12 protein-coding genes are annotated in these 12,040 nt (G+C 60.5%); 7 read left to right on the top strand and 5 right to left on the bottom strand.

Translation table 11 applies throughout. The features are described from left to right. The first annotated feature begins 4 nt into the window (after positions 1-4). From ispH to QD336_RS04050, 4 genes are all read left to right on the top strand, one after another. Entirely contained in the window at positions 5-1,051 is a 1,047-nt protein-coding gene (gene ispH / locus QD336_RS04065) for a 4-hydroxy-3-methylbut-2-enyl diphosphate reductase (RefSeq protein WP_499169489.1), read from the top strand. Between the two features lie 91 nt (positions 1,052-1,142). Then, entirely contained in the window at positions 1,143-2,111 is a 969-nt protein-coding gene (locus QD336_RS04060) for a homoserine kinase (RefSeq protein ID WP_499169487.1), read from the top strand. Then, the gene (gene rnhA, locus QD336_RS04055; protein ID WP_003494262.1) at positions 2,108-2,548 is read left to right on the top strand and encodes a ribonuclease HI; all 441 of its coding nucleotides are present in this window, start codon (positions 2,108-2,110) and stop codon (positions 2,546-2,548) included. The genes QD336_RS04060 and rnhA overlap by 4 nt, the downstream gene beginning before the upstream one ends. A gap of 159 nt (positions 2,549-2,707) precedes the next feature. Then, positions 2,708-3,016 carry a Dabb family protein gene (locus tag QD336_RS04050; RefSeq protein WP_499169485.1) on the top strand — a complete coding sequence of 103 codons (309 nt, stop codon included), beginning with the start codon at positions 2,708-2,710 and terminating at the stop codon, positions 3,014-3,016. 151 nt (positions 3,017-3,167) lie between these two features. Here the strand turns inward: QD336_RS04050 and QD336_RS04045 are convergent, their stop codons facing one another. Both QD336_RS04045 and QD336_RS04040 read right to left on the bottom strand, forming a co-directional pair. Further along, a complete protein-coding gene (locus QD336_RS04045) occupies positions 3,168-3,653 on the bottom strand; it encodes a peroxiredoxin (protein ID WP_269342447.1) in 486 nt (161 codons plus the stop codon). 101 nt (positions 3,654-3,754) lie between these two features. After that, positions 3,755-4,603: a protein-disulfide reductase DsbD domain-containing protein gene (locus QD336_RS04040; protein ID WP_499169484.1), complete on the bottom strand. Its 849-nt coding sequence runs from the start codon at positions 4,601-4,603 to the stop codon at positions 3,755-3,757. Positions 4,604-4,765: 162 nt separating this feature from the next. Here QD336_RS04040 and QD336_RS04035 point away from each other — a divergent pair, with 162 nt between their 5' ends. The 3 genes from QD336_RS04035 (at position 4,766) to QD336_RS04025 (ending at position 6,925) form a co-directional block, all read left to right on the top strand. Continuing rightward, positions 4,766-5,371 (top strand): YqgE/AlgH family protein, encoded by a 606-nt coding sequence (locus QD336_RS04035; protein WP_448747772.1) that lies wholly within the window; start codon positions 4,766-4,768, stop codon positions 5,369-5,371. Positions 5,372-5,479: 108 nt separating this feature from the next. Continuing rightward, positions 5,480-5,671 carry a CsbD family protein gene (locus QD336_RS04030; protein WP_269342303.1) on the top strand — a complete coding sequence of 64 codons (192 nt, stop codon included), beginning with the start codon at positions 5,480-5,482 and terminating at the stop codon, positions 5,669-5,671. Between the two features lie 162 nt (positions 5,672-5,833). Continuing rightward, on the top strand, positions 5,834-6,925 hold the full coding sequence (locus QD336_RS04025; protein WP_499169482.1) for a zinc-binding metallopeptidase family protein: 1,092 nt from the start codon (positions 5,834-5,836) through the stop codon (positions 6,923-6,925). 201 nt (positions 6,926-7,126) lie between these two features. Here QD336_RS04025 and QD336_RS04020 read toward each other — a convergent pair whose 3' ends face one another. From QD336_RS04020 to QD336_RS04010, 3 genes are all read right to left on the bottom strand, one after another. After that, positions 7,127-10,042, bottom strand: a complete 2,916-nt coding sequence (locus QD336_RS04020) for an EAL domain-containing protein (RefSeq protein WP_269342307.1) — start codon at positions 10,040-10,042, stop codon at positions 7,127-7,129. Then, positions 10,039-10,638 (bottom strand): GNAT family N-acetyltransferase, encoded by a 600-nt coding sequence (locus tag QD336_RS04015; RefSeq protein ID WP_269342308.1) that lies wholly within the window; start codon positions 10,636-10,638, stop codon positions 10,039-10,041. Before QD336_RS04015 ends, QD336_RS04020 begins: the two co-directional genes overlap by 4 nt. A 93-nt stretch (positions 10,639-10,731) precedes the next feature. After that, complete coding sequence (locus tag QD336_RS04010; protein ID WP_269342310.1) at positions 10,732-12,030, bottom strand: M16 family metallopeptidase; 1,299 nt, start codon at positions 12,028-12,030, stop codon at positions 10,732-10,734. Between the last annotated feature and the right edge of the window lie 10 nt (positions 12,031-12,040).

Genomic DNA, 12,040 nt, shown 5'->3' with positions numbered 1-12,040 from the left:
ACGAATGAACATCGCCGTTTCCAAACCCCCTTTGACGATAAGGCTGTGCGGACCGCGCGGCTTTTGCGCGGGCGTGGACCGGGCGATCCAGATCGTCGTGCTGGCGCTGAAGGCCTATGGCGCACCGGTCTATGTTCGCCACGAAATCGTGCATAATCGTTACGTTGTCGAAGGGCTGGAAGCCAAGGGCGCGGTTTTTGTCGAGGAGCTGCATGAGATCCCGACCGAACACCGCGAACAGCCGGTGGTCTTTTCCGCCCATGGCGTGCCAAAATCCGTGCCGGAGGATGCGCAGGCGCGCAACCTCTTCTATCTCGATGCCACATGCCCGCTGGTCTCCAAGGTCCACAAGCAGGCCATGCGCCACCAGCGTCTCGGCCGCCACGTCATCCTGATCGGCCATGCCGGCCACCCGGAAGTCATCGGCACCATGGGCCAGCTTCCCGAAGGCACGGTCTCGCTCATCGAAACGGTGGAAGACGTAGACCGCTACGAACCGCTCGACCGTGAAAATCTCGGATTCGTCACCCAGACGACGCTGTCGGTCGATGATACTGCCGGCGTCATCGTCAGGCTTCAGGAGCGGTTCCCCGCCATTCAGGCACCCGCCGCCGACAGCATCTGTTACGCAACCACCAACCGTCAGGATGCGGTGAAGCAGGCGGCCCCCGGCTGCGATCTCTTCATCGTCGTCGGCGCCCCCAATTCCTCAAATTCCAAGCGATTGGTGGAAGTGGCGCTGCGGGCCGGCGCGAAGCGCTCCGTGCTGGTGCAGCGAGCGTCGGAAATCGACTGGGACGCGATCGGCGATATCCGCACCGTCGGCCTCTCGGCCGGAGCATCGGCACCTGAAGTCATCGTCGATGAGATCATCGAAGCCTTCAAGGCGCGTTTCGATACGACGCTTGATCTTGCGGTGACGGTGGAGGAAACGGAACATTTCCTCGTCAACCGCGAGCTGCGCAGCATCGAGCTGACGACGGACGACATGGCTTTCGTCAATGGTGATGCCAGCAACGCATTGCCGCCGAAAAGCGTCGCCGGTATCTAAAGCGGGATGGCACTGAATGGGGGCGGTTTCGCCTCACATGTGTCATCCTCCCCCGAGATTTCCATTCCATCCTTCATCAAGAGATTTGAAATTGGCAGTTTATACGGACATCACCGAAGATGATCTGAGGAATTTCCTCACGCAATATGACGTCGGCAGCCTCACCTCCTATAAGGGCATTGCCGAAGGCGTTGAAAACTCCAATTTCCTGCTGCACACCACAAAGGATCCGCTGATCCTGACGCTTTATGAAAAGCGCGTGGAGAAAAACGATCTGCCCTTCTTCCTCGGCCTCATGCAGCATCTGGCCGCCAAGGGCCTTTCCTGCCCCTTGCCCCTGCCACGCAAGGATGGCGAATTGCTCGGTGAATTGTCGGGCCGGCCGGCGGCGCTCATTTCCTTCCTCGAAGGCATGTGGCTGAGAAAGCCGGAAGCGAAACATTGCCGCGAAGTCGGCAAGGCGCTGGCCGCCATGCATCTTGCGGGCGAGGGGTTCGAAATCAAGCGCCCGAACGCGCTCTCCGTCGAGGGCTGGAAGGTACTGTGGGACAAGTCCGAAGCCCGCGCTGACGAGGTGGAAAAGGGCCTGAAGGCCGAAATCCGCCCGGAAATCGATTATCTCGCCGCCCATTGGCCGAAGGATCTGCCGGCGGGCGTCATCCATGCGGATCTGTTTCAGGACAATGTATTCTTCCTCGGTGACGAACTCTCCGGCCTGATCGACTTCTATTTCGCCTGCAATGATCTGCTCGCTTATGACGTGTCGATCTGCCTCAACGCCTGGTGCTTCGAAAAGGATGGCGCTTACAACGTCACCAAGGGCAAGGCGCTCCTGGAAGGCTATCAGTCGGTGCGGCCGCTGAGCGAAGCGGAGCTGGAAGCGCTGCCGCTTCTGGCGCGCGGTTCGGCGCTGCGTTTCTTCCTCACCCGCCTTTACGACTGGCTGACGACGCCGGAAGGCGCGCTGGTGGTGAAGAAGGACCCGCTGGAATATCTGCGCAAGCTGCGGTTCCACCGTTCCATCGCCAATGTCGCCGAATATGGGCTGGCGGGCGAATGAAGCACGTCGATATTTTCACGGATGGCGCCTGTTCCGGCAATCCCGGTCCGGGCGGCTGGGGCGCCGTGTTGCGTTATGGCGAGGTGGAGAAGGAACTGTCGGGTGGCGAGGCCGAGACCACCAATAACCGCATGGAGCTGCTGGCGGCGATTTCGGCGCTCAATGCGTTGAAGAGCCCCTGCGAGGTCGATCTTTATACCGACAGCGCCTATGTGAAGGACGGCATCACCAAGTGGATTTTCGGCTGGAAAAAGAAGGGCTGGAAAACCGCGGACAACAAGCCGGTCAAGAATGTCGAGCTGTGGCAGGCGCTGGAGGCGGCGCAGGAGCGCCACAAGGTCACGCTGCATTGGGTGAAGGGCCATGCCGGCCATCCCGAAAACGAACGTGCCGATGAATTGGCGCGCAAGGGCATGGAGCCCTTCAAACGCCGGTAATGCAAGCCTGCTTTCTTGCCGGTGGGACAGGCCCGGAATGGGCGCGACGCACAATCCCGATTGGGACCCGATTGAGACCGATTGGGGGTTGTGAAAACCGAAACCCGACTTATCTTGTCGTCAAACAGCCGGACGGCGTTCCAGCGGAGGAGACATCGGATGATCCTGCATTGTGTATTTCTAAGGTTCAAGGCTGCGACGGCATCCTCTGAAAAACATGCCGTTTTCGAGGCGATTGCAGCCCTGAAGGACGAGATACCGGGGATCATCGACGTTAAATACGGCCAGAATGTCTCGCCCGAAGGCCTGAACGGCGGTTTCGTCGACGGCTTTATCGTGACGCTGGAAAGCCCGGAAGCCCGTGACGCCTATCTCGCCCATCCCAAGCACATGGATGTGGGGGAGCGGCTGGTTTCGCTCACCGATGGCGGTCTGGCCGGGCTTCTGGTGTTCGACATGAATGTATAAAAAGGGCGCGGCCGGTCAGACTATGACCTGCCACCCGGCCGAACCCATAGGTCGGCATCGTCGCCCTCCGTGGTGGCGGTCCAGGCCCACGAAATTATATTCGCGGGCCTGATGAATGTGTGGCGTTATTTGTATTTAAGTGGCGAGCTTTTTAAAGCTGCTCGATCATCGCCGCAGCGGCCGAAACGGTCGCCTGGCCGGGGTTCTCTTCGACATTCAGAGATTTCACCACGCCGTCTTCAATCAGCATGGAATATCGCTTGGAGCGCACGCCGAGGCCGCCGGCGGAAAGATCGGCGTCGAGGCCAAGCGCCTTGGTGAAGGCGGCATCCCAGTCCGCCAGGAAGTGAATCTTGCCCTGGCCGCCGGATGATTGCGCCCAGGCGCCCATGACGTGCCAGTCATTGACGGAGACGACGGCGATGTCATCCACGCCCTTGGCGAGAATGGTATCGCGGTTTTCGAGATAGCCCGGCAGGTGGTTCAGCGAGCAGGTTGGGGTGAAAGCGCCGGGCACGGCGAAAAGCACCACCTTCTTGCCGCCGAAAAGGGCGTCCGTGGTGGTTTCCACCGGGCCATCGGCCGTCTTTTCCTTGAAGGTTGCGGAAGGCAGTTTTTCGCCGATCTTGATGGTCATGTCCATGCTCCTGTGGCCGTTCGGTTCGGCGCGACTATAGAGCAGGGACATGAAATCTGTCATGCGGTTTTCGTTTGAAATGCCGCATGCCGGACACCCGCTCAGGGCTTGGGGAAATTCAGCATCGTTTCCATCGCCCGGTCGCCGGATTTGACCAGAATGGGCCAGCTGTTGCCCTGCACCTGATAGGTTTTCGGCAGGCCCTTGATGTTCATGTAGAAGGAGAGCTTGCGCTTGTCGCGCACCATGTTCTGCGGTTCGTAATAGGCAAAACCGGAAGGGCCGGCGATAAAGATCTCGGTCTCCTTCGGTGCGTTTTCCGGCAATTGCAGCTGCACGCCGAGCATGGTCTTGTCGGGCGTGATGTGGAAATCGATCACCTTGAAATCGTCGGAAGCCGCCTCGGGCAGCGTCTCGCGCGCCTCCTCGAGAAGGCGGCGTTCCTCATTGTCGTCAGCGCCAGCATTGCCGCGCTCGATTGAAAACTTCGCCTCGAAGGGAATACAGATATTCTGGCACACGCCGATGAAGGCGGTGAGGTCGATCTTCCCGCTCGCCGCCGGGTCGGCGGCTTTCAGCTGAAAGGGCAGGCTGATGGCGTGATCATAGCCGATATCGGTGATGTCGCCGTTCTTGATGAGCTTCGGAACGGGATAGGCCATGGCAGCAAGCGTCGCGCCGCTGGCCGGATCGAGCGTGATCTGGGGCGGTATGCCGGCTTCACCGGGCTCGCGCCAATAGGTTATCCAGCCGTCCTTCGGCTCGATCTGCAGCACGCCGCGCAGCACGCCATTCGCATCCATGGCAAGGCTTGCCACGCGCATCTGGCCGCCTTCGCTTCTGGCCCAGTCGGTAATTTCGGCCCGGGCAGCTTCAGCGCCGCCGAGGAGGGCGGCAAATGCGGCCACGAGACGAAGATGTGAAAATCGAAAGAATATCCTGACGCTCATACTTTCCGTCTAACCCAACATCGCCCGGCGGACCAGTTACGAATTCGTGCGGTTCATCATTTTCGGTTGATTGATCGGGCGCTATGTCGCATCCTGTCCTTTGTCGAAGTGCGAACGCCGTTTACCGTTTGAATGACGGAATTCGGTCTGCTGGAGGCGCCGGTGAGCTTTTCAACCCTGATGGACAAACGCGAACGTGGCTTTCTCGATGGTCAGTTCCTCATCGCGATGCCGGGGCTGGACGATGGCAATTTTGCCCGTTCGGTGATCTATATCTGCGCCCATTCGGATGCCGGCGCCATGGGCTTCATCATCAACCGGCCGCAGCAGATCACCTTTACCGATATCCTGTTGCATCTGAAGCTGGTGGACAGCAATGACGCCATCATGCTGCCCAATCGCACCCGCGAATTTCCGATCCAGTGCGGCGGCCCGGTCGAATCCGGTCGCGGTTTCGTGCTGCATTCGGATGATTATCTGAGCGAATCCTCCATTCCGGTCAGCGACGATATTTCGCTGACGGCAACGCTCGATATCGTCCGCGCCATCTCCAACGGCCGCGGCCCGCAAAAGGCGACCATGATGCTCGGTTATGCCGGCTGGGGGCCGGGCCAGCTGGAAAACGAGATCGCCAATAATGGCTGGCTGAATTGCCCGGCGGCGGAAGAGCTGATCTTCGACCGTGGGCTGGACAATAAATACGAGCGGGCGCTGGCCCTGATGGGCGTCGATGCCCGCATGCTCTCCACGGATGCGGGCCACGCCTGACACTCCGCAGCACCGCCTGCGCTTGCGGGCTGGAACCAAAACTTGCCCCCTGACGTTACTCACCTGGAAAGCCGGACAGACAGTACGGCTCAACTAGGGAGCAGTCATATGGGTAGCACATCCGACAAGATCGCCGGTAAAGCCAACGAAGTTGCTGGCAAGGTCAAGAAGAACATCGGCGAAGCGACGGGCAACAATGAATTGCGCGCCAAGGGTGCCGCCCAGGAAACCAAGGGCAAGGTTCAGACCTCCGTCGGCAAGGCAAAGGATGCCGTCAAGGGTGCCATCGACCGCATGTAATCCTGCATGAAGTGATGCGCCTCTCCCACGGCAGGGCGCATGGAGCGCATGTGTCATCGCACATGCGCTCTTGTCGTGTATGGGCCAGGGCGACCCGGTCGTCACGCCGTCACGACCGCATTTTATGTCTGCCTCCTCCCGATCATCGCAAGGGTTTCATCCATGAAGCTTTTCTCCTGCGCATCCTGCGGCCAGCCGGTTCATTTCGACAATCGCTTCTGCGTCTCCTGCGGCCATCGTCTGGCCTTCGTGCCGGAACGGCTTGCCATGGAAGCGCTGGCGCCTGTGGGTGAACCGAACTGGCAGATCGTCGCGGAGCCGGAAAAACAGGTGCGGTTTTGTGCCAATGAGGTCAACGATATCTGCAACTGGTCGGTGCCTGCGGAAAGCGCCAGCGCCTTTTGCCCGGCCTGCAGCCACAATCGCCTGGTGCCTGACATTGCGACCGAGCAGGGGATTGCGCAATGGCGCCGCATCAGCCAGGCGCAGCGGCACCTGTTTTATTCGATCCTTCGCCTTGGCCTGCCGCATCCCAATCGGGATGCCGATCCGGCCGGTGGTCTCGTTTTCGACTTTCTGGTCGATGAGGTGGCGCCCGATGGTTCCGTCATACCCGCCATGACCGGCCATGATGAAGGCCTGATCGCCATCCGCGCGGCGGAAGCCGATGATGTGACGCGCGAGCAGGTGCGCGCCAATATGAACGAGCCCTATCGAACCATGCTCGGCCATTTCCGCCACGAGGTCGGTCATTTCATCTGGAACAAGCTGGTGCGGGACGTGAACCGGCTGGAGGCCTGCCGTGCCGTCTTCGGCGACGAGCGCGAGGATTATGACGCGGCGCTGCAACGCAATTACGATGCCGGGCCGCGCCCCGACTGGCAGGAGAATTTCATCAGCTCCTATGCCTCGGTCCACCCCTGGGAGGATTTCGCCGAATGTTTCGCCCATTACCTGCATATCGTCGATACACTCGAGACCGCACGCGCCTTCGGTGTGGCGATCGATCCGGACGGACATGAGGAAATGGCGGCGGAGGTGACCTTCGACCCCTACAATGCCCGCAGCGCCGCACAGCTGGTCAAGGCCTGGATCCCGCTCAGCGTTGCCATCAACTCCATCCAGCGCAGCATGGGGGAGGCGGACCTCTATCCCTTCGTGCTGAAGCCGCCGGTGGTGACGAAGATGGAATTCATTCACGACCTCCTGCATGGGAAGGTGGCGGCGGATGTGCCGCAGGCGGCAATGGGTTAGCGAATACGAGAGTTGATAGTCTGGGAAAGCGCGCTTCCCCATCTCCGTCATACCGGCCTTGAGCCGGTATCCAGCCAGCCCAAGTCTTTGGGCTGAAAAGACTCTTTCCGCCACGCAGACGCGCGTCGGCTGGATTCCGGCTCAAGGCCGGTTGACGGAAGTAATAGAGTGACCTTCTATTACTTCCCGCCTCAATACCCCTTACGAAGCCCGCTTCGTCGGCTGAAACCGTTCCCGCAGAAGCTTCAGCGCCGCATCGCCCGAGACGGGGGTGCCGAACAGGAAGCTCTGGCCGAAATGGCAGTTCATGCGCGACAGTTCCGCCGCATCCTCAGGTGTTTCGATGCCTTCCGCCACCACCTGCATGTCAAGCGCGCGCGCCATGGCGATGACGGAGCGCAAGAGCACGTTGCGCTTGTCGCTGGTATTGGCCACCAGCGCCTTGTCGAGCTTGATGGTGTCGAAGGGGAAGCGGGTGAGATAGGCGAGCGACGAATAGCCGGTGCCGAAATCGTCCATGGCGAGGCTGAGGCCGGTTTCCTTGAGTTTGGAAAGCACGAGCCTCGCCTGTTCCGGGTTTTCCATGACGACCGATTCCGTCAGTTCCAGCTTCAGCTGCTGCGGATTGCAACGTGTGCGGGTCAGCATGCTGCGCACGTCGTTGTACAATTCGTTGTTCAGCAATTGCGCGCTGGAAATATTGACGGAAATGAAGATCGGCATCTTCTCGATGGCGTGCTGCCAGTCCATCAGATCGGTCGCGGCCCGTTCCAGCGCGAACATGCCGAGCGGTTCGATCAGGCCGGAGGCCTCCGCAATCGGAATGAACTCGCTCGGCGGAATATTGCCGCGCTTGGGATGCTCCCAGCGCATCAGGGCCTCGAAACCGGCCAGTTCGCCATCGTCAAGCTTGACGATCGGCTGATAGGCCAGCGACAGTTCCTTGCGCTCGATGGCGCGGCGCAGGTCGCTTTCCATCTGCAGGCGATCGGTGCCGGAGGTGCGGAAGGCGGGGCGGAACGGCTCGACGCGATTGCCGCCGGCGCGCTTGGCGCGGTACATGGCCAGTTCCGCATCGCTGAGCAGTCCGGCAGCACTTTCCTGCTGGTCGATCCACGAGACGAGGCCGATCGAGGCGGTGAGGATGATTTCGCGATTGGCGAAATTGATCGGCACCATGATCGCCTTGTTCACCGCATCGGCGAAATCGGCGACACGCTGCGGATCGCGCTCGGACGTCAGGATCAGGCCGAATTCATCACCGCCGAGACGCGCCAGCGTATCCTGCGGTTTCAGCAGGCGGCGCAGGCGGCGGGTGAGCGCGATGAGGATATTGTCGCCGGCAGCAATGCCGAGTGTGTCATTGACCAGCTTGTAACGGTCGATATCGATCGCCATCACGGTCGGGCGCACGCCCTCGCTGTCGGGAGAGAGGTTCAATATCGATTGCAGACGGTCGAGAAAGACCTGCCGGTTCGGAAGCCCGGTCAGATTGTCGTTCATCGCATCCTGCAACAGCCGCTCCACCGAGTTCTTCTGTTCGGTGATATCGGTGATGGTGCCGACGCAGCGGATGATTTCGCCGTTGGAACCGAGAACCGGACGGGCGCGGATTTGCAGCCAGTGGAAATGGCCATCCTCGGCGCGGATGCGGAATTCGTGGTTGAGGCGGCCCTTGCGATGGTCGAGCAGCACGTCGAGCGTTGCCTTGAAGCGGTCGCGGTCATCCGGGTGCAGGCGCGGCAGCCAGTTGCGGGCCGCACCATGCATGGTGCCGGGTTCCAGCCCCAGCCGGTTGGAAATGTCGGGCGTGGTGACGATGCGGTCACGCGTCACGTCCCAGTCCCACACGGTATCGCCGCTGCCCGTCAGCGCCAGCGATTGCCGCTCGAGATCGGAGAACAGGCCCTGCTGATAGGCGCTGCCGGCAAAGGCATGCTGGATGACGGTGAAGCCGATCAGAAGCACGATCAGCACCAGCCCGCCGCCAAGTGCGGGCTGCACGATGTCGTTGTCCAGCTGTCCCGTCACCGTCAGCCAGCTGCCGAACAGCCAGACGAGGATCAACGCCCAGGAGGGCACGAGCAAAATCGCCCGGTCGTAACGGTTGAAACCGAGATAGATGATCAGCGCGATACCGGCCGTCGCCGTCAGCGCGAAGGAGACGCGGGCGATACCGGAGGCGACCGAAGGGTCGTAGATCGCAACGCCGAACAGCAGCGCCAGCCCCACCACCCAGGCAAAGGTCGCATAACCCAGATGCGCGTGCCATCGGTTGAGATTGAGATAGGTGAAGAGGAAGACCACGAAGCTGGAGGCGAGCGCCACTTCCGCGCCCGCCCTCCATATTCGCTGATCGCTGGATGTGACGGTGATGAGCTTTTCGAGAAAGCCGAAATCGACGCAGATATAGGCCAGCACCGCCCAGGCGAGCGCGGCCGATGCCGGCAGCACCGAGGTGCCCTTGACAACGAAGAGAATGGTCAAAAGCACGGCCAGCAGGCCGGCGATGCCGAGCACGATGCCGCGATAGAGCGTGAACGCGTTGATCGTGTCCTTGTAGGCTTCCGGTTCCCACAGATAGATCTGCGGCAGCTGCGGCGTGGAAAGCTCGGCGACGAAGGTGATGACGGAGCCGGGATTGAGCGTGATGCGGAAAACGTCGGCATCCGGGCTCGGCTGCCGGTCAAGCGCGAAGCCCTCGCTCGGGGTGATGGCCATGATGCGCTGCGAACCGAGATCGGGCCAGAACAGCTTGGAATTGACGAGGCGGAAATGCGGGGCGACGATGACGCGCTCCAGCTGCTCTTCGGAGACGTTGGCGAGCGCAAAGACCGCCCAGTCGCCCTGATGGTCGTTGGAACTGGCGCGCACTTCGATACGGCGGCGGATGCCGTCCGGGCCGGGCGCGGTCGAGACCTGAAAGGCTTCGCCCTGATTGGCATAGATATCGGTCGTCGCGGTGAGATCGAGCGCCGTGTCGTCACGGGAAATCTTCACCGGCTCGAAAGCAAAGGAATGGGAAGCGAAAAGCAGAAACAGCAGGAAAAACGGCGCAGCCAGCGCGATTGCCGCCAGACGTTTCGCAAGGCAAGGCGCAGTGTGAGTGTAGGTCATGTATCGTACTTCGTTCCGCCGGAGCTTTGCTTGTCGGCAAGAAGGGAAAACATCATATGATCCCGCCATTGGCCATTGATTTTCAGATATTCCCGCAAGAGACCTTCCCGCTGGAACCCGGCATTTTCGAGAAGCCGGATGCTTTTGAAGTTTTCCGGAATACAGGCTGCCTCGATACGGTGCAACTGAAGTCCGTTAAAGATGTATGGTATTACCAATTTTAATGCGGCAGACATATGGCCTTGCGCGGCGTAGCGCTCGCCAATCCAGTAGCCGATCATGCAGCTCTGCGCCGCACCCCGGCGGATGTAACCGATGGTGATGCCGCCGACCAAGAGCGTCTCCTTTTCGAAGAGCAGGAACGAGACGGCGGTGCCGGAGGAAAATTCCTGGCCGTTGCGCACCACGCGTGTGCGGAAGGCGCCTTCCGTCAGCTCGTCCGGACGCCAGGTCGGTTCCCAGGGCTGGAGAAACTGCCGGCTTTCCGAGCGGAGCACATGCCATTGCTTGAAGTCGCCGTAACGCGGCAGTCTGAGAAGGTGATTGGCGCTGCGCAGTTCGGGCGTATCGTTATGTCGGGAAAGAAAACGCAGCATTCACGATCCCTGTGCGGCAGACATCGCCATCCGCGAACGGGATGGCGAAAAAGGTGAGCGGTCTTCGCCTTTAAATCCCGCCCTCATATCGGTTTATCCGTTCGCCTTTATCCTTGCGGGCTGCTGCGCGGAAAGCGCGGCAGTGATGTCTGAAAGCGGCGGCAGATGTTCGAGCGGGCCGATTGCAGACAATGTCGGAACTGTATCGAAAAACAGCCGGCCCGCAAGATCGGTCAGGCGTTCCCGGGTGATGTGTTCCAGGCGCTCCATCATCTCCTCATTGGGGATGGGGCGGCCGTAAAGCATCATCTGCCGGGCGATCTGGCCGGCGCGGGCGGCAGGGCTTTCCTGTCCCATCAGCAATTGCGCACGGATCTGTGCGCGGGCGCGGTCGATTTCTTCCTGATGGATGATCTGGGAAGACTTGCGCAATTCGTCAACGATGACGGGCATCAGTTCAGGCAGGTCGTTGCCGCCGGTCGCCGCATGCACGCCGAAAATGCCGGTATCGGAAAAACCCCAATGGAAGGCATAAACGGAATAACACAGGCCGCGCGCCTCACGCACTTCCTGGAAGAGGCGAGAGGACATGCCGCCGCCGAGAATATTGGCGAGAATCTGCGAACAGTAGAAATCCCGGGCGTGATAGGCCTTGCCCTCGAAACCGAGCAGCACCTGCGCGTCCATGAGGTCGCGGGTCTCGCGGATTTCGCCGCCGGTATAGATCGCCTTTTCCATGACGGGCGGTGCCGCGGGCACGAGCGGCAGCGAAGCGAAACGCTCTTCCACCTGCTTCACGAAGCTTTCGTGATCGACCGCGCCGGCCGCGACGACGAAGATGCGGTCCGTGGTGTAATTGCGGGCAAGATAATGACGGATCTCGCCGCTGGTGAAGGATTGCACGGTTTCCGGCGTGCCGAGGATCGGCCGGCCGATCGTCTGGTCGCGATAGGCGACACCGGAGAAATTGTCGAAGATCACGTCGTCAGGCGTATCGGTCGCAGCGCCGATTTCCTGGAGGATGACGTTTTTCTCGCGCTCCAGCTCATCCTCGTCGAAGAGCGATTCCGTCAGGATATCGGCAAGGATATCGACGGCGAGCGGAACATGATCCTTGAGGACGCGGGCATAATAGGAGGTCGTTTCCGTCGATGTCGCAGCGTTGACTTCGCCGCCGACATTCTCGATCTCCTCGGCGATCTGCCGGGCAGTGCGCCGCGCCGTGCCCTTGAACGCCATATGTTCGAGAAGATGGGCGATGCCGTGCTCGGCAGTCGTCTCGTTGCGGGAACCGGATTTGATCCACACCCCAAGAGCGACGCTTTCGAGATGTGGCATTCTTTCCGTAACAACGGTCAACCCGGACGAAAGCCGGGTCAAATTTACTCTCATACTCAACGTC

Origin of the sequence: Rhizobium sp. BR 250 (assembly GCF_047445855.1) — a bacterium.
GTDB lineage: Bacteria > Pseudomonadota > Alphaproteobacteria > Rhizobiales > Rhizobiaceae > Agrobacterium > Agrobacterium tumefaciens_I.
Note: the sequence above shows the minus strand (reverse complement) of the source record. Positions and strands in the feature narration are given on the sequence as shown.

Bases quoted from the DNA above. Each gene is read 5' to 3' on its own strand.
- ispH (WP_499169489.1), top strand. From the start codon at position 5: ATGAACATCGCCGTTTCCAAACCCCCTTTGACGATAAGGCTGTGCGGA.
- rnhA (WP_003494262.1), top strand. From the start codon at position 2,108: ATGAAGCACGTCGATATTTTCACGGATGGCGCCTGTTCCGGCAATCCC.
- QD336_RS04050 (WP_499169485.1), top strand. From the start codon at position 2,708: ATGATCCTGCATTGTGTATTTCTAAGGTTCAAGGCTGCGACGGCATCC.
- QD336_RS04045 (WP_269342447.1), bottom strand. From the start codon at position 3,653: ATGACCATCAAGATCGGCGAAAAACTGCCTTCCGCAACCTTCAAGGAA.
- QD336_RS04040 (WP_499169484.1), bottom strand. From the start codon at position 4,603: ATGAGCGTCAGGATATTCTTTCGATTTTCACATCTTCGTCTCGTGGCC.
- QD336_RS04030 (WP_269342303.1), top strand. From the start codon at position 5,480: ATGGGTAGCACATCCGACAAGATCGCCGGTAAAGCCAACGAAGTTGCT.
- QD336_RS04025 (WP_499169482.1), top strand. From the start codon at position 5,834: ATGAAGCTTTTCTCCTGCGCATCCTGCGGCCAGCCGGTTCATTTCGAC.
- QD336_RS04020 (WP_269342307.1), bottom strand. From the start codon at position 10,042: ATGACCTACACTCACACTGCGCCTTGCCTTGCGAAACGTCTGGCGGCA.
- QD336_RS04015 (WP_269342308.1), bottom strand. From the start codon at position 10,638: ATGCTGCGTTTTCTTTCCCGACATAACGATACGCCCGAACTGCGCAGC.
- QD336_RS04010 (WP_269342310.1), bottom strand. From the start codon at position 12,030: ATGAGAGTAAATTTGACCCGGCTTTCGTCCGGGTTGACCGTTGTTACG.